This window comes from Aeromonas sp. s12 (assembly GCF_040907925.1).
Classification (GTDB): domain Bacteria; phylum Pseudomonadota; class Gammaproteobacteria; order Enterobacterales; family Aeromonadaceae; genus Aeromonas; species Aeromonas veronii.
The window spans coordinates 35454-56168 of the sequence record NZ_JBFOCT010000027.1 but is presented as its reverse complement, the minus strand read 5'-3'; the positions used below and the strand labels follow the sequence as shown (position 1 = coordinate 56168).

The 20715-nt window shown below is 59.4% G+C and carries 16 protein-coding genes; 10 read left to right on the top strand and 6 right to left on the bottom strand.

Annotation, left to right across the window (positions count from 1 at the left end):
* The first annotated feature begins 112 nt into the window (after window positions 1-112).
* Entirely contained in the window at window positions 113-598 is a 486-nt protein-coding gene (locus tag AB5Y67_RS13545) for a GNAT family N-acetyltransferase (protein WP_325794063.1), read from the top strand.
* Window positions 599-721: 123 nt separating this feature from the next.
* Here the strand turns inward: AB5Y67_RS13545 and eno are convergent, their stop codons facing one another.
* The 5 genes from eno to rlmD form a co-directional block, all read right to left on the bottom strand.
* The gene (eno, locus tag AB5Y67_RS13540; protein WP_005335583.1) at window positions 722-2023 is read right to left on the bottom strand and encodes a phosphopyruvate hydratase; all 1302 of its coding nucleotides are present in this window, start codon (window positions 2021-2023) and stop codon (window positions 722-724) included.
* Window positions 2024-2112: 89 nt separating this feature from the next.
* Window positions 2113-3750, bottom strand: a complete 1638-nt coding sequence (gene pyrG, locus AB5Y67_RS13535) for a glutamine hydrolyzing CTP synthase (RefSeq protein WP_005335584.1) — start codon at window positions 3748-3750, stop codon at window positions 2113-2115.
* A gap of 141 nt (window positions 3751-3891) precedes the next feature.
* The gene (gene mazG, locus AB5Y67_RS13530; RefSeq protein WP_021229536.1) at window positions 3892-4689 is read right to left on the bottom strand and encodes a nucleoside triphosphate pyrophosphohydrolase; all 798 of its coding nucleotides are present in this window, start codon (window positions 4687-4689) and stop codon (window positions 3892-3894) included.
* A gap of 73 nt (window positions 4690-4762) precedes the next feature.
* Entirely contained in the window at window positions 4763-6976 is a 2214-nt protein-coding gene (gene relA, locus AB5Y67_RS13525) for a GTP diphosphokinase (RefSeq protein ID WP_005335588.1), read from the bottom strand.
* 230 nt (window positions 6977-7206) lie between these two features.
* Window positions 7207-8529: a 23S rRNA (uracil(1939)-C(5))-methyltransferase RlmD gene (gene rlmD / locus AB5Y67_RS13520; RefSeq protein ID WP_199427632.1), complete on the bottom strand. Its 1323-nt coding sequence runs from the start codon at window positions 8527-8529 to the stop codon at window positions 7207-7209.
* A 153-nt stretch (window positions 8530-8682) separates the two neighbouring features.
* Between rlmD and barA the strand changes: the two genes are divergently transcribed.
* The 7 genes from barA (at window position 8683) to galE (ending at window position 17672) form a co-directional block, all read left to right on the top strand.
* Window positions 8683-11400, top strand: coding sequence for a two-component sensor histidine kinase BarA (gene barA, locus AB5Y67_RS13515; RefSeq protein ID WP_368207846.1), 2718 nt, complete (start codon window positions 8683-8685; stop codon window positions 11398-11400).
* An 88-nt stretch (window positions 11401-11488) separates the two neighbouring features.
* Entirely contained in the window at window positions 11489-11968 is a 480-nt protein-coding gene (locus tag AB5Y67_RS13510) for a DUF1456 family protein (RefSeq protein ID WP_005335594.1), read from the top strand.
* 34 nt (window positions 11969-12002) lie between these two features.
* Window positions 12003-12890 carry an N-acetylmuramoyl-L-alanine amidase gene (locus AB5Y67_RS13505; RefSeq protein WP_279501009.1) on the top strand — a complete coding sequence of 296 codons (888 nt, stop codon included), beginning with the start codon at window positions 12003-12005 and terminating at the stop codon, window positions 12888-12890.
* A 155-nt stretch (window positions 12891-13045) separates the two neighbouring features.
* Window positions 13046-13513 (top strand): Dps family protein, encoded by a 468-nt coding sequence (locus tag AB5Y67_RS13500; protein ID WP_194494680.1) that lies wholly within the window; start codon window positions 13046-13048, stop codon window positions 13511-13513.
* A gap of 289 nt (window positions 13514-13802) precedes the next feature.
* Window positions 13803-15452, top strand: a complete 1650-nt coding sequence (hcp, locus tag AB5Y67_RS13495; protein ID WP_368207857.1) for a hydroxylamine reductase — start codon at window positions 13803-13805, stop codon at window positions 15450-15452.
* Between the two features lie 121 nt (window positions 15453-15573).
* A complete protein-coding gene (locus AB5Y67_RS13490) occupies window positions 15574-16563 on the top strand; it encodes a hybrid-cluster NAD(P)-dependent oxidoreductase (RefSeq protein WP_199427630.1) in 990 nt (329 codons plus the stop codon).
* Window positions 16564-16658: 95 nt separating this feature from the next.
* Window positions 16659-17672, top strand: coding sequence for a UDP-glucose 4-epimerase GalE (galE, locus tag AB5Y67_RS13485; protein WP_199427629.1), 1014 nt, complete (start codon window positions 16659-16661; stop codon window positions 17670-17672).
* 70 nt (window positions 17673-17742) lie between these two features.
* On the opposite strand, the gene AB5Y67_RS13480 is transcribed toward galE, so the two are convergent.
* Window positions 17743-18444 (bottom strand): phosphatase PAP2 family protein, encoded by a 702-nt coding sequence (locus tag AB5Y67_RS13480; RefSeq protein WP_107682722.1) that lies wholly within the window; start codon window positions 18442-18444, stop codon window positions 17743-17745.
* A gap of 258 nt (window positions 18445-18702) precedes the next feature.
* Here AB5Y67_RS13480 and mpl point away from each other — a divergent pair, with 258 nt between their 5' ends.
* Both mpl and AB5Y67_RS13470 read left to right on the top strand, forming a co-directional pair.
* Window positions 18703-20073, top strand: coding sequence for a UDP-N-acetylmuramate:L-alanyl-gamma-D-glutamyl-meso-diaminopimelate ligase (gene mpl, locus AB5Y67_RS13475; protein ID WP_368207844.1), 1371 nt, complete (start codon window positions 18703-18705; stop codon window positions 20071-20073).
* Window positions 20070-20681 (top strand): flavin prenyltransferase UbiX, encoded by a 612-nt coding sequence (locus AB5Y67_RS13470; RefSeq protein WP_047437825.1) that lies wholly within the window; start codon window positions 20070-20072, stop codon window positions 20679-20681. Before mpl ends, AB5Y67_RS13470 begins: the two co-directional genes overlap by 4 nt.
* Window positions 20682-20715: the final 34 nt, after the last annotated feature.

The window sequence follows — 20715 nt, the reverse complement described above, 5'->3', positions numbered from 1 at the left end:
CATTCGCGAAAACAATATTTCTTGATAGTACCAGTTGTCTTTGAGACCGACTTTTATACGGTCTCTTTATCCACCTGTAGCTTTGCTGGCGTAAAACATCCAAAGGAGATTTATGAAGCCAGACTTAACCGGTACACGGATTGTACTGCGTACCATTGGCCCGCACGATACTGCCGATCTGTTCGAGATTTATGGCAATCCTCTGACCATGGAGTTTGCCTCTGATCCCTGCTTTACCTCTCCCACCATGATGGCGCAGATGATGGCAAGCGTGGTGCGGCTGGAGCAAACGGGTGAGTCGCTGGAGTGGGCGATTGTCGAACGGGAGGGCAACAAGGTGATCGGCACCTGCGGCCTGCACAGTTTCAGCGAGGCGGGTCGCTGCTGCGAGGTGGGTTGCCTGCTCAATGCGGCCTATTGGCGCAGAGGGTTTATGTCGGAGGCGCTGGGATTGCTGCTCGCCCATGCCAGCACATTGGGGGTCACCTGCCTCACCGCAGATATCGATGCAGATAACGTCCGCTCTATCGCCCTATTTGAAAAGCTGGGCTTCAAGGCCCATGCAGGGCGCTATCAGCGCATGCTCCCCATTATCTGACCCGAAACCAGAGGCATAACCCCCTCGCCTCTCAGGGCGTTGTGGCAAGGCTCAGGCATAAAAAAACCGGAACCCAGGGGTTCCGGTTTTTTTTATTCCAGCCGAGGCTGGCAAACCAGCAAATTAAGCCTGGTTTTTAACTTCTTTCAGACCGCGGAAAGGAGCTTTGGCACCCAGAGCTTCTTCGATACGGATCAGCTGGTTGTACTTGGCAACACGGTCAGAACGGCTCATGGAACCGGTCTTGATCTGGCCAGCAGCGGTACCAACAGCCAGGTCGGCGATGGTCGCGTCTTCGGTCTCACCGGAGCGGTGGGAGATGACGGCAGTGTAGCCAGCGTCTTTGGCCATCTTGATGGCAGCCAGAGTTTCGGTCAGGGAACCGATCTGGTTGAACTTGATCAGGATGGAGTTGGCGATGCCGTTGTCGATACCGCGCTTCAGGATCTTGGTGTTGGTTACGAACAGGTCGTCACCCACGATCTGGATTTTCTTGCCCAGTTCAGCAGTCTGGTAGGCGAAACCTTCCCAGTCAGATTCGTCCAGGCCATCTTCGATGGAGACGATCGGGAACTTGGTGGTCAGGTCAGCCAGGAAGTCGGAGAAACCGTTGGAGGTGAAGACACGACCTTCGCCTTTCAGGTTGTACTCTTTCTTCTCTGCGTCGTAGAACTCGGAAGCAGCGCAGTCCATAGCCAGGGTGATGTCGGTGCCCAGTTTGTAACCGGCAGCGGCAACGGCTTCAGCGATCACTTCCAGCGCTTCGGCGTTGGATTTCAGGTTCGGAGCGAAACCACCTTCGTCACCAACTGCAGTGTTGTAGCCCTTGGACTTCAGCACTTTGGCCAGGTTGTGGAACACTTCTGCGCCCATGCGAACGGCTTCTTTCAGGGTCTTGGCGCCAACCGGCTGGATCATGAACTCCTGGATGTCGACGTTGTTGTCGGCGTGCTCACCACCGTTGATGATGTTCATCATCGGCAGCGGCATGGAGTAAACACCCGGGGTGCCGTTCAGCTCGGCGATGTGGGCGTACAGCGGCATGCCTTTGGCAGCAGCGGCAGCTTTGGCGTTAGCCAGGGAAACAGCCAGGATGGCGTTGGCGCCGAACTTGGATTTGTTCTCGGTACCGTCGAGGTCGATCATGATCTGGTCAACGGTGGCCTGGTCCTTGGCATCTTTACCCAGCAGAGCTTGAGCGATCGGGCCGTTTACGGCTTCGATGGCTTTCAGCACGCCTTTACCCAGGAAACGGCTCTTGTCGCCGTCACGCAGTTCCAGCGCTTCGCGGGAACCGGTGGACGCGCCAGACGGAGCGGCTGCCATACCAACAAAACCACCTTCCAGGTGAACTTCGGCCTCAACGGTCGGGTTACCACGGGAGTCGATGATTTCACGACCGATCACTTTAACGATCTTGGACATGTGTATTTCCTCAGGTTTCGTAAAAAAACAACAAAAATATGCCAAAAAAAGCGGCTGTGGCACAGTGCCCCAACCGCATTTATTTTCAATTACTTCAAATTACGCTTCTGATACTCGCCTGCCGCCTTCACAAAACCGGCGAACAGAGCGTGGCCATCACGAGGAGTAGAGGTGAACTCCGGGTGGAACTGCGCAGCCACGAACCAGGGGTGATCCGGGATCTCGATGATTTCCACCAACTTCTTGTCGGCGGAGAGACCGGTCACTTTCAGACCTGCCGCTTCAATCTGCGGCAGCAGCTTGTTGTTTACTTCGTAACGGTGACGGTGACGCTCGTAAATGGTCGGGCTGCCGTACATCTGACGCACTTTGGAATCTTCGACCAGGTGGCAGAGCTGGGAACCCAGACGCATGGTACCGCCCAAATCGGACTTCTCGGTACGGGTCTCGACGTTGCCCTCTTCATCCACCCACTCGGTGATGAGGCCGACGACCGGGTATGCGCAATCTTTCTTGAATTCGGAGGAGTGAGCCCCTTCCATGCCCGCCACGTTGCGAGCGAATTCGATCATGGCAACCTGCATGCCGAGGCAGATACCCAGGTAGGGGATCTTGTTCTCGCGGGCATACTGGGCAGCCAGAATTTTGCCTTCCACACCGCGCTCACCGAAGCCACCCGGCACCAGGATCGCGTCCAGACCTTCCAGCAGCTCGGCGCCACGGGTCTCGATATCCTGAGAGTCGATGTACTTGATGTTGACGGAGTGACGGGTCTTGAGACCACCGTGCTTGAGCGCCTCGTTGACGGACTTGTAGGCGTCCGGCAGGGAGACGTACTTGCCGACCATACCGATGGTTACTTCACCAGTCGGGTTGGCCTCTTCATAGATAACCTGTTCCCACTCGGACAAATCAGCTTCTTTGCACTCCAGACCGAAACGCTCGGTGAAGTAGGAGTCCAGATTCTGGGATTTCAGCAGTGCCGGGATCTTGTAGATGGAGTCGACGTCTTTCATGGAGATGACGGCGCGCTCCGGCACGTTGCAGAACAGGGCAATTTTGGCACGCTCGTTGGCCGGAATGGCACGGTCGGAGCGGCAGATCAGCACATCCGGCTGGATACCGATGGAGAGCAGCTCTTTAACGGAGTGCTGGGTCGGCTTGGTCTTCACTTCACCGGCCGCAGCCAGGTAAGGAACCAGCGTCAGGTGCATGAACATGGCGTTGTTGCGGCCCACTTCGGCAGCCAGCTGACGAATGGCTTCGAGGAACGGCAGGGACTCGATGTCACCCACGGTACCGCCCACTTCGACGATGGCAACCTGATGGCCTTCGGCACCGGCAATCACCCGCTCTTTGATGGCGTTGGTGATGTGCGGGATAACCTGAATGGTGGCGCCCAGATAGTCACCACGACGCTCTTTACGCAGTACGTCGGCGTAAATACGGCCGGTGGTAAAGTTGTTGCGACGGGTCATCTTGGTGCGGATGAAACGCTCGTAGTGGCCCAAATCCAGATCGGTTTCGGCCCCGTCCTCGGTTACGAACACTTCACCATGCTGGGTCGGGCTCATGGTGCCCGGATCCACGTTGATGTACGGGTCCAGTTTCATGATGGTCACATCCAGACCACGGGCTTCCAGAATGGCTGCCAGAGAAGCTGCGGCAATGCCTTTGCCGAGGGATGAAACAACGCCACCAGTAACAAAAATATATTTGGTCGTCATGCTGAACCTGAAAGAAGTTTAGGGAATTTTAAGGGGTGCTTCGGGGATGAAGCAGGACGGGGAAACAGTATACCAAAAACCCCTCTCCCAAACAATGAGCAAAAATCTATCAGGCTCACCGCCCCCCCATCTTGCGCCAAATCAACTTTGCTCGGTTTCCTTCGCCTTATCCCAGGCGGCATCGAGCTTTTCGAGGGTGCAATCGGTCATTTTCAAGCCTTCTGCGGCGATTATCTGCTCAACCTGACGAAAGCGACGTTCGAACTTGGCGTTGGCACCGCGCAGCACCTGCTCCGGATCCTTGCCCAGATGACGCACCAGATTGACGGTGGCAAACAACAGGTCGCCGAGCTCGTCGCTCACCCGCGCCTCGTCCACATCGGCCATCAATGCCTCTTCCATCACCTCGTCGATCTCCTCGTGGATCTTGTCCACCACAGGCCCCAGCGTCTTCCAGTCAAAACCGACGGTGGCGCAGCGTTTCTGAATTTTGGCGGCGCGAGTCAGGGCAGGCAGCGCCTGCGGGATATCGTCCAGCACGCTTTCTTTGTCGAGGGCCGCCCGCTCTTTGGCCTTTTCCGCCTCCCAGTTCGCTTTTACCGCCTGCTCGTTGGAGAGATCTGCATCGGAAAAAACGTGGGGGTGACGACGAATGAGCTTTTCACTCACCGTATCCACGATATCGGCAAAGTCGAACAAGCCCCGCTCTTTACCCAGCTGGGCGTAGAACACCACCTGAAACAGCAAATCCCCCAGCTCCCCTTTCAGCCCCTGCCAATCTTCGGTCTCGATGGCATCGGCCACCTCGTAGGCCTCTTCCAGGGTGTGCGGCACTATGCTCTGGAAGTCCTGTTTCAGATCCCAGGGGCAGCCGTTTTGCGGGTCACGCAAACGAGCCATGATGTCGAGCAGTTGGGGCAGATCGTAACGTTGGGACATGGGATATTCGCTTTCAATTCGTTCAAAAAGGGTCGTAAATGCTGACCGGCCACTGGGGCCGGTCGGTTCGATATCAAAGCCGCTTGGCGCTGATCACGTCGTTAAGCTGACTGAGCTTGGCCAACGCCCGGTTGAAGGCGTTGATGTTGTAAATCTCCAGCTCCATGTCGATCTCGGCGGTCTGCTCGCGCACGTTGGAGCGCGAACGCACCCCCATCACATTGATCTTCTCGTTGGCCAGCACGGTAGTGATATCGCGCAGCAGGCCGGAGCGATCGTTGGAGATGATCCGGATGGTGAGGCCATAGCCGCCGGAGTAGTTCTCCCCCCACACCGCATCGATCAGCCGCTCGGGGTTGCGACGTGACAACTCCTTGAGCTGCTCGCAATCTTCCCGGTGGATCGAAACGCCACGCCCCATGGTGATAAAGCCCTGAATGGAGTCCCCCGGAATAGGCTGGCAGCAGCGGGCGATATGGGTCATCAGGTTGCCGACCCCTTCCACCACTATGTGGTCTTTGGGCTTGTGGCGCATCGGCGCATTGGCCTTCTGCTCCAGCTTCTCCAGCAGGCGGCGATCTTCCTCTTCCGCCGTCGGCTTGTTGTAGCAGGTGTCGAGATAGTTGAGCACCTGGTTGATGCGGATGTCGCCGCTGCCGATACCGGCCAGCAGATCGTCGGTGCTCTCCAGATTGAAGCGGCGCAGCATGTTGCCCTTGTCGATCTTGGACATGCTGAGGTTGTGGCGATCCAGCTCCTTCTCGAACAGCTCGCGACCGGCCACGATATTCTTGTCCCGATCCAGTTTTCTGAACCAGGTCGCCACCTTGGCCCGCGCCCGGCTGGAGCGCAGGAAGCCGGCGTTGGGGTTCATCCAGTCGCGGCTCGGGTTCGGCTCTTTCTGGGTGATCACCTCCACCTGATCGCCGGTCTGCAGCGCATAGGTAAACGGCACGATGCGGCCGTCAATCTTGGCGCCGATGCAGCGGTGGCCGATCATGCTGTGGACGTGATAGGCAAAATCGAGCGGGGTGGCGCCTGCCGGCAGGTCGATGACATCCCCTTTCGGGGTGAAGACGTAGACCCTGTCCTCGAACACCTGACTGCGCAGATCTTCCAACAGGGAGCCGCTCTCGGAGAGATCTTCCTGCCAGGCGAGCAGCTTGCGCAGCCACTCGATCTTGTCTTCGAAGGTGTTGGCCTTGCCGCCTGCCTGTGCCCCTTCCTTGTAGCGCCAGTGCGCCGCGACGCCGAGTTCGGCATCCTGATGCATCTGGTCGGTACGGATCTGGATCTCTACGGTCTTGCCCTCAGGCCCCACCACTACGGTGTGGATCGACTGATAGCCGTTGGGTTTGGGGTTGGCGACATAGTCGTCAAACTCGCGGGGAATGTGGTGGAACTGGGTATGCACGATACCGAGCGCCGCATAGCAATCCTGCAGCCGCTTGGTCACTACCCGCACCGCGCGCACGTCGAACAACTCGTTAAATTCGAGGTGCTTCTTCTGCATCTTGCGCCAGATGCTGTAGATATGTTTCGGCCGACCGTACACCTCGGCGTCAACTCCCGCCTCTTTCAACCCATTACGCAGGGATTGCACAAACTCGCGGATATAGCGCTCGCGGTCGAGCCGCTTCTCGTCGAGCTGCTTGGCGATCTGTTTGTAGGTATCCGGGTGCAGGTAACGGAAGGCGAGATCTTCCAGCTCCCACTTGAGCTGGCCGATGCCCAGACGGTTGGCGAGCGGCGCATAGATGTTGGTGATCTCCTGGGCCATCAGCACCCGGGTCTCTTCATCTGCCGTCTTCGCTTCCCGCAGGCAGGCGATCCGCTCCGCCAGCTTGATCACCACGGCGCGCACATCCTCAACCATGGCGAGCAACATGCGACGCACGTTGTCGACCTGCTCCGGCGAGGTTTCGCTGCGATGGAGGGTTTGCAGGGAGCGGATGGCCTCCATCTCCAGCACCCCTTCCACCAGCTTGGCGATCTTGGAGCCAAAGTCCTCGTCCATCCGCTCCTGGCTGATGAGACCGGCTTCGACGAAGGGGTAGATGATGGCCGCTTTGAGAGTGCCGATATCCATGCTGAGCATCTGCAGGATGCCCACCATTTCGATGCCGCGCACCAGCAGCTTGCTGGTCAGCGCCTCGTCACCGAGCGTCAGACAATACTGGTAGACGGTTCGCAGCTGATCCTTTTCACTGTCACTCAAGGAGAGCGAGCTGACCCACTCTTCCAGGGTGAAGTTGTCTTTCAAATGAATATCGCGAACCGCAACCATGGTATCAATCCTTTAAATTATCGGGCCGAAAGCTGTCACTTTCCCCCTCATGAGATTGCCTCAAATGGGGATATCCAGCGCACTTTTCAAGGCATATTGTCCAGAAAGACAATAGAGCGCGCCAACAGGCCCTGCCGAACGACAAGGGTCTAGATTACCCCAATCACACCAGCTCAAACAGCCGCAGACATGCCAGATTACATATCCGCATCGCCGAACTGATGAGTCATTTACTCCCGTTCAAACAGCGCCATGGACTCCAGATGACCGGTGTGAGGGAACATGTCGAGCATGCCGAGGCGCACCAGACGGTAACCCCCTTTCACCAGCACCTGACTGTCCCGCGCCAGGGTGACCGGGTTACAGGAGACGTAGACCACCCGCTTGGGTGAAAGTTTCACGACGTGTCCCATCACTTCCAGCGCGCCGGGGCGAGCCGGATCCAGCAGCACCAGATCAAACCCTTCCCGCGCCCAGGACATGCCGACGATGTCATCGCTCAGGTCGGCCTTGTAGAAACGGGCATTGGTGATTCCGTTGCGACGGGCATTCTCTTCGGCCCGCTGCACCATGGCCAGTTCACCTTCCACACCCACCACTTCGCGAGCCTGACGGGCCAGCGGCAGGGTGAAGTTGCCGATACCGCAGAAGAGATCGAGCACCTTGTCATCCTTGCTCGCCCCGAGCCATGTCAGTGCCTGCTCGACCATATTCTGGTTGATGGGGCCGTTGACCTGAATGAAATCACCGGGAGCAAATGCAAGAGACAGGCCATCCAGCGAGTAGGATGGGGAAAATTGTTGCTGCAGCGCTTCGATGCGATCATCGGCCGCCTGCAGATAGAGGTCGATCCCCTGCGCTTTTGCAAACTCCACCAGCAGGGCGCGATCCGCCTCATTGGGGCGGCCGGTGTGGCGCAGCAGCATCATGATCCCCTGCTCGGCCTGGATAAGCTCCGCATGGCCCAGCTCGCGCTGGCTCTTGAGGCGATTGAGGCACTCACGCAGCGGGGCAATCAGCGCAGAGAGCGGCTCGGCCAGGACCGGGCAACCATCGATCTCCACCAGATCGTTGCTGTTGCGGCGGCGGAAACCGACCCGGGTGCAGCGACCGTTCTTGTCAAATTTGATGGCCAGACGACAGACCCGGCGATAGGCGCGATCTTCACCGGTCAGTACCGGCTCCTGCGCAGGCGCCTTGATGTTGCCCAACCGCTCGAACAGGCTGACCAGTCCGGCCGCCTTGGCGGCTTGCTGATCGGCAACCGACATGTGCTGGGCACTGCAACCGCCGCACTCGCGATAGTGGCTGCAGAAGGGGGCGATACGGTTGGCCGCCGGGGTCACCACCTGCTGCAAGGCGGCGTGACCATACTGCTTTTTCTCTTCGGTGATGCGTGCCTTGACGGTCTCGCCGGGCAGAGCCCCTTCGACGAAGATCGCCTTGCCCTGATGGCGACCGATACCGACGCAGTGGTGATCGAGGGTGTCTATCGTAAATTCAATGCGTTGGAGCTGGGTGGACTTCTTTTGGGGCTTGAAAAACTGGGCCATAAAACTTGGTGCCTATAGGTGGCTATGTCATGATTGTGGAATCTGCTGCCGGGTATTGTCCCACAAGAATAATAGTATGACCAAATACGGCCACAGAGCCCGTGTATTGCCATCAACCCTATCGCCAACCCTGTTCACTGGTGGCCTGTTCGTATGACCAAATATGGCCTGAGAGCACGCGTTCTCGCCTTCACCATCCTGCCGACCCTGATCATCGGTGGCCTGATGGCCGGTTACTTCACCTTCCACCGCTACCAGCAGCTGGAAAACAACCTCATTGATCAGGGGATCAACATTATCGAACCGCTGGCGATCGCCAGTGAATACGGGATGACCCAGCACAGTCGCGAATCCCTCAAGCGGCTAATTGGCCTGACCCATCGCAAGAACTCCCCCTTCATCAAGTCCATCGCGGTTTTCACCCAGGACAACCAGCTGTTCGTCACCTCGAACTACCACCGGGATTTCACCCGGCTCAGGCTGCCCGATGGCGAGCCAATTCCGGATCTGACCAGCGTGACGTTTCAGGGGGATGACATCATTTTGCGCACCCCGATCCAGGCTGAAACCAGTCTGGATGGCTTCCCGCTGCCCAGCGATGTGGAGCCCCCGATGATCGGCTACATCTCGATGCAGATGGCGACCGATCGGGCCATGCTGCTGCAGTACCGCGACACCTTCTTTGCGGTGATCATGGTGCTCATCGGGGTCGCCTTCAGTACCCTGTTTGGCTTCCGTCTGGTCAAGAGCGTGACCCAGCCCATCACCAACATGGTGCAGGCGGTGCACAAGATCAGGGAGGGGCGGCTCGATACCCGGGTCAGCGGCCAGCTCACCGGCGAGCTGGATATGCTGAAAAACGGCATCAACGCCATGGCCAAGGCGCTCTCCGAATATCACGAAGAGATGCAGCAGAATATCGATCAGGCCACCTCTGACCTGCGCGAAACTCTGGAGCAGATCGAGATCCAGAACGTCGAACTCGACATGGCCAAGAAACGGGCGCAGGAGGCGGCGCGGGTCAAGTCGGAGTTTCTGGCCAACATGTCCCACGAATTGCGTACCCCACTCAACGGGGTCATCGGCTTTACCCGCCAGCTGCTGAAAACCAGCCTGACCCCGAGCCAAACCGACTACATGCAGACCATCGAGAAGTCGGCGCGCAACCTGCTTGGCATCATCAACGACATCCTCGACTTCTCAAAGCTGGAAGCGGGCAAACTGCAGCTGGAGCATATCCCGTTCAGCCTGCGCGACACCCTCAACGAGACCATGCACCTGCTCGGCCCCAGCGCCCACGACAAGCAGCTGGAGCTCTCCCTGCGGGTAGATGCCGATGTGCCGGACTACCTCACCGGCGACCCCATGCGTCTGCAACAGGTGCTGACCAACCTCACCGGCAACGCCATCAAGTTCACCGAGCAAGGCAACGTGGATGTCCATATCGAGCAGACCGGCAGTGGCAACCACAAGGTGAGGCTCAACGTCCAGATCCGCGATACCGGCATCGGCATCTCCCAAGAGCAGCAACATCAGCTGTTCCAGGCCTTCAATCAGGCCGACTCATCCATCTCCCGCCGTTATGGCGGCACGGGCCTGGGCCTCGTTATCACCCAGAAGCTGGTGCAGCAGATGGGCGGCCAGATCCGCTTTGAATCGGAGCTCGGCAAGGGCTCCATCTTCTCCTTCAGTCTGGATGTGGAGGTCTCGCCCCTGCCCCAGACCGATCAATTGCCGCTGGATCGGATCCGTGGCAAGCGGCTCTGGCTGCTGGAACCGGATCCCTTCGCGCAAGCCTCCCTGCTCGCCCTGTTGGCGGAGTGGCACCTCGACGTGCACCCACTGACCAGCGATGATCCCTGGCCTGAGATGAGCGAGCAGGAGATGGTGATCATCGGCAGCAGCACCCTGCATACGCCGCAGCAGGTGCTCGGCCGTCTCGACAGACTGAACGGCCAGCAGCAGAACACCATAGTGCTGCTCAGCAGCCACGAGCCAGCGCTCTATGAAGCGATGCTGGCCCATGGCGCCCAGCACTGTCTCTCCAAACCGGTCAACCACCGCAAGCTGCTGCACGCCCTGCTCTCGCCGGAATCGAGCCGCCAGAAACTGCCCGCCCAGCCTGCTCCGCGCCAGTTGCAGCCAATCAAGGTGCTGGCGGTGGATGACAACGCCGCCAACCTCAAGCTGATCGCCGCCATGCTCAAGGAGATGGTGAGTCAGGTGGTGGTGTGCAAAAACGGCAAGGAAGCGGTCAAGCAGGCCCAGAGCCAGCCGTTCGACATCATCTTCATGGATATCCAGATGCCGATCATGGATGGCATCAGTGCCACCCAGGCTATCCGCAACCAGTCCCTCAACACCACCACCCCGATCGTGGCGGTGACCGCCCACGCCATCCCCGGAGAACGGGAGCGGCTGATCCGGCAGGGGATGGACGACTATCTGGCCAAGCCCATCGACGAGAGCATGCTGGCCCAGCTCATCACCGACTTTGCCCATCGCCGCCACCAGAATAATGGTGCCCAACAGATCGACTGGGCACTGGCGGTGCGGCAGGCGGCGGGGAAAGAGCATCTCGCCAGAGAGATGCTGACCATGCTGCTGGCCAGTTTCGACGAAGTGGAACCAGTGCTGGATAGCGCGCTGGCTGGCGAAATTGAAGATAGCGAGGTGCTGGCCCAGCTCCATCGCCTCAACGGCGGCTGTGCCTATTCCGGGGTGCCGGGACTGCAACGGCTGCTCTCCCAGCTGGAGCAACAGCTGCGTGACGGTATGCCGGTAAGCGAGCTGGAACCCGAGCTGCTGGAGCTGCAAGATGCGCTGGAACTGGTGCGCCAGGAGGCGCCCCGCTATCTCGGCAAGGCTTGATGAGCTTGACCTGAACTGTAGCGGCCCCGCTTTTTCTGACGCGAGGGCCGCCAGATGGTAAAGTTGCGCCGTTTACACAGGAGTCAGCATGACCAACAACGATATTCTGCGCCGTCTGCGCTACGCCCTCACCATCAGCAACGACCAGATGGTCGAGATGTTTGCCAAGGGCAACCTGACGGTCACTCACGCCCAGTTGCACAGCTGGTTGATGAAAGAGGCGGCGGAAGGTGAAGAGCAAGAGGCAGGCTATGTCGCCTGTCCCGACTCGGCTCTGAGCCAGTTCCTCGACGGTTTCATCATCGCCCGCCGCGGCGTGCGCGAAGATGCACCGGCCCAGGTGATCCCGAACCGGATCAACAACAACATGATCTTGCGCAAGCTGCGCATCGGTCTCAACTTCAAGGAAGAGGATATGCTCGGCACCCTCAAGCTCGCCGACTTCAACCTCTCCAAGTCCGAGCTCAGTGCCCTGTTCCGCTCCAAGGATCACAAGCACTATCAGGATTGCGGGGATCAGATCCTGCGCAACTTCCTGATCGGTCTCACGGCCAAATACCGCGGCTAACCAGCCGCGCGACTGACCAGACAGGGCCTTCGACATGTGCCAGCGACTCACTCCTCCCACGCTCAGCAGACTGGCTGTGGCAGGGGGATGGCGCTGGCGCTGTCTTCTTCCCCTCTTCTTGCTGCCACTGGTTCTGCTGCTGGGTGGTTGTACTCCGTCCGAATATCAGCTCTCAACCCGTTATCAGAGCGCCAACCAGAACGAGCGGATCGCCTTTCTGATCCTCCACTACACCGATGAAGATGATGCCAACTCCTTGCGCCTGCTGACCGAGCCGGAGCACAAGGTGAGCGCCCACTACCTGATCCCCCGCGACAGCCACGAAACACCGCTCACCGTCTATCAGCTGGTGCCGGACAACGCGCGCGCCTGGCATGCGGGACGCAGCCGCTGGCACCAATATGCCGGGCTCAATGCAAGCTCCCTTGGCATCGAGATCGTCAACCTCGGCTATCCAGCAGAAGATGAGCCGCTGGCCCCCGATGCCCGCCGCTGGCAACCCTATACCCCGCAGCAGATTGCCGCCGTCGGCGCACTCAGCCGGGAGCTGGTCGCCCGCTACCAGATTCCACCGACCCAGGTACTGGGCCACAGCGATGTCGCCCCCGAGCGCAAGCAGGATCCCGGCCCCCACTTCCCCTGGCGCCAGCTCTATCTGACGTACGGAGTCGGCGCCTGGCAAGATGAAGGTCGGGTGGCTGAGTTGCTGGCCAGCCCCTTGCCCGATTGGGATGCGGCCATGTGGCAGCAGCAGCTGGCCCGCTATGGCTATGGCCTGCCCCAGACTGGCCAGTGGGATGAGCAGAGCCGCGCCGTCATGGGCGCCTTTCAGCTCCACTTTCGCGCCAGCAAGGTCGATAGCAAACCGGACCGCGAGTGTCAGGCCATCCTGATGGCGCTTCTGGAAAAATACTTCCCCTAATCCTCATCCATTGCCCCCGTTGCTGCGTACTGTTTGATAGCCGTTAGCTATCAAACAGTTAGGCACAAGCAATTGTCCCTGCATTTTGCAAGGCGTTATTCTGACTGCGTTCCGAAAGAGAATTTCAAACCGATTTCCAAATCTGGAGGTGAATGATGAAAAGCCCGATTGGTCTTGATACTGCTCAATCACAAGCCCTGGCAGCCGAGTTGAACAAATTGCTGGCCAGCTACCAGATCCTCTACATGAACGTGCGCGGCTTCCACTGGAATATCCGTGGCAACCAGTTCTTCGAGCTGCACCTGAAATTTGAAGAGATTTACAACGACCTGCTGCTGAAAGTCGATGCACTGGCCGAGCGGATCCTGACCCTGGATGGCGTGCCCATGCACAGCTTCAGCGACTATCTGAAAGTCTCTGCCATCACCGAGCAAAAAGGGCTGCACGATGGCCGCGCCTGTGTCGAATCCCTGCTGGATAGCTTCCGTGAACTGCTGGTCGCCCAGCGCCGTATTCTGGGTCAAGCCGCCGAAGCCGGTGATGAGGGCACAGCCTCCATCCTCTCCGACTATGTGCAGCAGCAGGAAAAACTGGTCTGGATGCTGCGCGCTTATCTGGCCTGATAGTGAACCAAGCCGACTACAGCGTACGTATGCTGGCTTGAGTAAGTACCGGGCCGAAAGCTCCTGACCAGACCACGGCCCAATCCGTCTGATTGTTATGTTCTGTTGCAAACCTGAGTTGTCTCTCCTTTTATCCACCCGCTTGCCGCCCTGTTTGGGCGGCTTTTTTTGTTTTTGATCTGCATCAAGGGAATCTTAATTGGCAAATTGAATGCCTATTAAGTTTTTCGCGAGAGGAATAGAATCGCCACAAAACAGACAACTGAAATGTCCAATTAGGAGAGGCATGATGTTTTGTGTGCAATGTGAACAGACAATTCGTACCCCGGCTGGCAACGGCTGTGCCTACGCACAAGGTATGTGCGGCAAGACGGCTGAAACCTCGGATCTGCAGGATGTGCTGATCTACACCCTGCAGGGGCTCAGCGCCTGGGCGCTGGCTGCCCGCGAGCAGGGCATCATGGATCGCGAGATCGATGCCTTCGTACCCAAGGCCTTCTTCGCCACCCTCACCAACGTCAACTTCGACTCCGCCCGCATCGTGGCTTACGTCAATCAGGCCCTCGCCTATCGCCAGCAGCTGGCCGATCGTCTGACCGCCATGGCGGTGCAGGTCAACGACTTGCCACAGTCCGCTTACTTCGAACCCGGTGCCGAGCTGCGGGAACAACTTGCCCATGCCGCGCCAGCCGCCCCCAATCGGGGCAAGAACGAGGTGAACGAGGACATCATGGGGCTGCGCCTGCTCTGCCTCTACGGCCTCAAGGGCGCCGCCGCCTACATGGAGCACGCCCGGGTGCTGGATCAGCAGAGTGACGAGGTGGCCGCCGAATTCCACCGCATCATGAGCTGGCTCAGCACAGACCCGAGCGAAATGGGTCGCCTGTTCAACTGCGCCATGGAGATCGGTCAACTCAACTTCAAAATCATGGAGATGCTGGATCTGGGTGAAACCAGCGCCTTCGGCCATCCGGAACCCACCCAGGTACGCGTCACACCTATCCCCGGCAAGTGCATTCTGGTCTCCGGCCACGACATGATGGATCTCAAGCTCATTCTGGAGCAGACCAAAGGGACCGGCATTCATGTCTACACCCACGGCGAGATGCTGCCCGCACTGGCCTATCCCTTCTTCAAGCAGTACCCCCATCTGGTGGGCAACTACGGCTCCGCCTGGCAGAACCAGCAGAAGGAGTTTGCCAACTTCCCGGGCGCCGTGGTGATGACCTCCAACTGCATCATCGACCCGAACGTGGGCAACTACTCGGACCGCATCTTCACCCGCTCCATCGTCGGCTGGCCGGGCGTAACCCATCTTGAGGGGGATGATTTCTCCGCCGTGATCGCCAAGGCCCAAGCGCTTGAAGGCTTCAAACACACCGAACTCGAACACTTCATCACCATCGGCTTTGCCCGCAACGCTCTGATGCAGGCAGCACCCGCGGTGATCGAGAAGGTCAAAGCCGGAGAGATCAGCCACTTCTTCCTAGTAGGTGGCTGTGACGGCGACAAGGCCGAGCGCGCCTACTTCACCGAATTTGCCAAGGCGGCGCCGCGCGACAGCCTGCTGCTCACCCTGGGCTGCGGCAAGTACAAGTTCAACAAGCTCGACTTTGGCGACATCGGCGGCATTCCGCGCCTGCTGGACGTGGGCCAGTGCAACGATGCCTACTCCGCCATCCAGTTGGCGCTGGCACTCTCCGAGGCGTTCGAGTGCGGGGTCAACGATCTGCCGCTGACGCTGGTGCTCTCCTGGTTCGAGCAAAAAGCCATCGTTATTCTGCTCACCCTGCTCTCCCTCGGGGTGAAAGACATTCGTACCGGCCCGACCGCCCCCGCCTTCCTCACTCCGGCCCTGCTCAAGGTGCTGGAGGAGCAATTCGGCCTGAAAGGGACCACCACGGCCGAAGCTGACTTGACCGAGATCCTGGCGGCCTGATCGGCACCTCATGTTGTAAGCGTTTGGCGAGCCGCCCGGCTCGCCTTTTTTCTGGATCCGGCTTTTTCACAAGACGTTTTTCAAACCGTTTCAAACCTTATCAAACCCAAGGAGCCTTGTGATGACCTTCCTCACGCTCACCTGCATTGGCCGCCAACAGAACACCCACGACGTAGTGAGCTGGCAGCTGGCGCCGCTTTCTGGCTGCCTCCCTCCCGTGCTGGCGGGCCAGTGCATCACCCTGCATACCGAGATTGATGGCCAGCCGGAGTGCCGCGCCTATACCCTCTCCTCCAGCCCGCAGGATGCATGCTGGCAGGTCACCATCAAGGATGTGGGACGGGTCTCTCGCCATCTGCACCAGACCCTGCAAGTGGGCGACGAGATCCGGGTGGATGGCCCGTTCGGCGATTTCAACCTGACCGCCTTGCCTTGCGAACGGCCACTGCTCTTGAGCGCTGGTTCCGGCATCACCCCCATGTGGGCCATGTTGCGGGACGAGCTGGCCAAACGGCCGGATGCCGATATCCGCTTTATCCATAGCGCCCGCTCGCCAGCAGATGTGATCTTCGCAGATGACTTGGCTGCACTGGCTGAGGCCCATGCCGGTGTACACCATGCCCTGATTATGGAAGAGGCCCCTGCAGATCACCCCTGGATTGGCCGACTCACCCCCGCCATGCTGGCCGAACTGGCCCCGGATCTGCGCGAACGCCATGTCTATCTCTGTGGCCCGGCCCCCTATATGGCGGCGGTCAGGACCATGCTGACGGAGCTGGGACTGCCGCCGGAGCAGCTGCATCAGGAGTCTTTTGGCCTTCCTCCAGCAGAGCCTGCCACCACCACCAGCGACCACTTCTGGCTGACCCTGAAAAAGAGCGGCAAAAAGGTGAAGATCCTGCCGGGTCAGACCCTGCTGGCGGCGCTGGAAGCGGCGGGCGAAACCATAATGGCCGCTTGTCGCGCCGGGGTATGTGGCAGCTGTCGTTGCACCACCACAGGTGACATCGAGCGCCAGAGCGTGATGACCCTAAGTGCTCAGGATCTGGAGAGCGGCGTTGCTCTGGCCTGCTCCTGCACCGCGAAAGGGGATATCAGTCTCGATTATTGAGATACGCAAAGGGCTTCATTGGTATCTCAACCTTTTCCCGAGCGGGCAGGACGGGTAGACTCTGCCCCAGTTTCACCAGAACACGGGATAAAAAAATGACAATACTGGTCACAGGGGGAGCCGGCTATATCGGCTCCCACACCCTGGTTGAGCTGCTGGGCGCGGGGCAGCAGGTCGTGGTACTCGACAACCTCTCCAACTCCTCACCGGAGTCACTCAAGCGGGTCGAGCAGATCACCGGCAAGCCGGTCACCTTCGTCGAAGGGGATGTGCTGGACAGAACCTGCCTGCAGCAGCTGTTCGCCAACCACCAGATCGAATCGGTGATCCACTTCGCCGGTCTCAAGGCGGTCGGGGAGTCGAGCCAGATCCCGCTCACCTACTACCAGAACAACATCAGCGGCACTCTGGTGCTGTGCGAGGAGATGGCCAAGGCCGGGGTTTTCCGGCTGGTATTCAGCTCCTCGGCCACCGTCTATGGCGATCCCGCTTCGGTACCGCTGCGGGAAGATTTCCCCACCAGCGCCACCAACCCCTATGGTCGCTCCAAGCTGATGGTGGAGGAGATCCTGCGCGATCTCGCCAAATCCGATCCCCGCTGGGCTATCGTGCTGCTGCGTTACTTCAACCCGGTCGGCGCCCACGAGAGCGGCCTGATTGGTGAAGATCCCAACGGCATCCCCAACAACCTGCTGCCCTATATTAGCCAGGTGGGTGTCGGCAAGCTCAAGGAGCTGGGGGTATTTGGCAACGACTACCCGACCCCGGATGGCACCGGCGTGCGCGACTACATCCATGTGGTGGATCTCGCCATCGGCCACCTGAAAGCACTGGCGCGCATCAAGAGCGACACCGGCGTCTTCACCTACAACCTGGGCACAGGTCAGGGCTACTCGGTACTGGAGATGGTCAAGGCGTTTGAAGCGGCCAGCGGCCGACCCATTCCCTACCAGATCAAACCCCGTCGCCCGGGCGACATCGCCGAGTGCTGGGCAGAGCCGACGCTGGCCCGTGCCGAGCTGGGCTGGCAGGCAGAGCGCGGTCTGGAGCAGATGATGGTCGATACCTGGCGCTGGCAAAGCAACAACCCGAACGGCTATCAAGGCTGATGATCTAGCGGGTGGATAACAAAACGCCCCGACATTTTCATGTCGGGGCGTTTTATTTTGCGACGTTCAATCAGTGGGTCTGACTGCGCAGCAGCGGCACACGGGCCAATCGGGGGGCGATGCGCTCTATCAGCCGATCCGCCAGCGGGGTCAGCAGCAACCAGGGCAGACAGAGGGTCGCCAGCCCCAGTGCGCCGACGTAGACATCGGTAAACCAGTGAGCCCCAGCCAGAATGCGCGGCGCGGAAAAGATCGGCACCATCAGCAATGCGGTGACTCCCGCCCAGCGCGGTAGATAGCGCAAGGCGTAGCCGGCGAAGATCATCAGGAACAGGGCGTGATCCCCGGGGAAGCTGTCACCGGAAGAGTCCTTGGTCGGAATAGCGCTGATCTGGGTCACCCGCAGCGCATCGGCTACCATCAGGGTCGGGCTGGGTCGCTCCACCGGCAATCGGTGACCAAGCTGGTTGATCACCAGTGCACTCAGCAGCATCACTATGCCCATCGCCACCAGCTGGCGACGACCCGCCAAATCCCGGGCGAAGAAGCAGCGGGCCAGGATCAGCCCCATACAGGCCAGCACCGCCAGATCGAACAGCCGGTTATTGGTGATGGCCACCAGATCGGCCCACAGAGCCGACTGGCCGAGCCAGCCGTTGACGGTATGAAAAATCGCGAGGTCCCACTGATCCCAGGGACCGTGAGCGGGCAGCGCAGCCCAACTGATGGCCACCAGACCACCGACCAGATAGCAAAGCAGGAACTTGCCCATGGGGACTCTCCTTTGGAAAAGGGCGATATCGTAAAACTGTAGAGTGCGTCACAAAACCGAAGAATTGTAAGAAAGTGCGACACAATATCAAGCCTCAAATAAAGCCCATCAGCCCATTCCAATCTCGCATATCCCAACAGCGCCAAGATTTCTGCCTCCGGTGCTGCATCTGTGGGCCTCTCACCATGAGTGCGGCTTGTGCCACCACCGCAACACCCCCTAGAATGCGCACTTCCCTTTACTGCGAAAGGAAGCGGTATGCATATTCACATTCTCGGGATCTGCGGCACCTTTATGGGTGGTCTGGCGGTGTTGGCAAAACAGCTTGGTTACCGGGTAACCGGTTCGGATGCCAATGTCTATCCCCCCATGAGTACCCAGCTCGAGCAACAGGGCATCGAACTGACCGAAGGCTATGACCCCTCCCAACTCGATCCGGCGCCGGATCTGGTGGTGATTGGCAACGCCATGAGCCGCGGCAACCCCTGTGTTGAATATGTGCTGGACCGCAATCTGCCCTACATCTCCGGCCCCCAGTGGCTGCTGGAGCACGTGCTGCAAGATCGCTGGGTACTGGCCGTTGCCGGCACCCACGGCAAGACCACCACCGCCAGCATGCTGGCCTGGGTGCTGGAGTACGCCAAACTGGAACCCGGTTTCCTTATTGGCGGCGTGCCGGGCAACTTCCCGGTCTCCGCCCGCTTGGGCTCTGCCCCCTTCTTCGTCATCGAAGCGGACGAGTATGACTGCGCCTTCTTCGACAAACGCTCCAAGTTCGTCCACTACCATCCGCGCACCCTAGTGATGAACAATCTGGAGTTCGACCATGCGGACATCTTCCCGGATCTCGCCGCGATCCAGCGCCAGTTCCACCACCTGATGCGCACCGTGCCGAGCAACGGCCGGGTGCTGTTCCCGCAAGCCGATGACAACCTCACCGCCGTGCGCAAGATGGGCTGCTGGAGCGAAGTTGAGCTGGTGGGTCAGGATGACGCCAAGTGGAAGGCGGTCAAGCTGGCCGATGACGGCTCCGCCTTCGAGGTGTGGCTGGATGGCGAAAAGCAGGGTGAGGTGCACTGGGAGTGCATCGGCGAGCACAACGTCAACAACGGTCTGATGGCCATCGCTGCCGCCCGTCATGCTGGCGTGATGGTGGAGCATGGCATCGCCGCCCTCTGCCAGTTCAAATCCCCCAAGCGGCGGATGGAGCTCAAGGGCGAAGTGGCGGGTATCAGCGTCTATGACGACTTTGCCCACCACCCCACCGCCATCGAGACCACCCTCGGCGGCCTGCGCGCCAAGGTAGGCAGCTCACGTATTCTGGCGGTGCTGGAGCCTCGCTCCAACACCATGAAGCTGGGGGTTCACAAGGAGGAGCTGGCTGGCTGCTTCGATGGCGCCGACGAAGTGTTCTTCTTCCAGCCGCCCAACATCGGCTGGGATCTCGGCGAGGTGACCGCCCATATGACCCGACCGGCCAAGGTATTCAACGATCTGGAGACCCTGATCAACCGGTTGGTGGCCGAGAGCCGCGATGGCGACCATATTCTGGTCATGAGCAACGGCGGCTTCGGCGGCATTCATGACAAGCTGATCGCCCGCCTCAAAGATTACCACGGCGAACTATGAACAAAGCGATCACCCTGGCGCTGACCGGCGCCTCCGGCGCCCCCTACGCCCTGCGCCTGCTCCAGTGTCTGGTGCAGGCGGACTATCGGGTCTACCTGCTCGCCTCATCGGCGGCTCGTGTGGTACTCAAGACCGAGCAGCAACAGGATTGGCCCGGCTCGCCGAAAGAGCTCTCTGCCTATCTTTGTCGCCAATATGGCGCCAAGGAGGGGCAGATTGTCGCCTGCGGCAAGGAGGAGTGGTTCTCGCCGGTGGCCTCCGGTTCGGCCGCGCCCAAACAGATGGTGGTCTGCCCCTGCTCCATGGGCACCGTCTCGGCCATTGCCAACGGCACCTCGGACAACCTGCTGGAGCGGGCAGCGGATGTGGTGATCAAGGAGCGCGGCCAGCTGATCCTGGTGCCCCGCGAAACCCCCTTCTCGGCGATCCATCTGGAGAACATGCTGAAACTGGCACGGCTCGGAGTGACCATCATGCCCGCTGCGCCCGGTTTCTATCATGAGCCGAAAAGCATCGAGGATCTGGTGGACTTTATGGTCGCCCGCATCCTCGATCATCTGGGTGTCGAGCATGAGCTGACCCACCGCTGGGGCTATGGCCACCATTGAGGTGACCGCCACATTCGGGCATAAAAAAACGGCG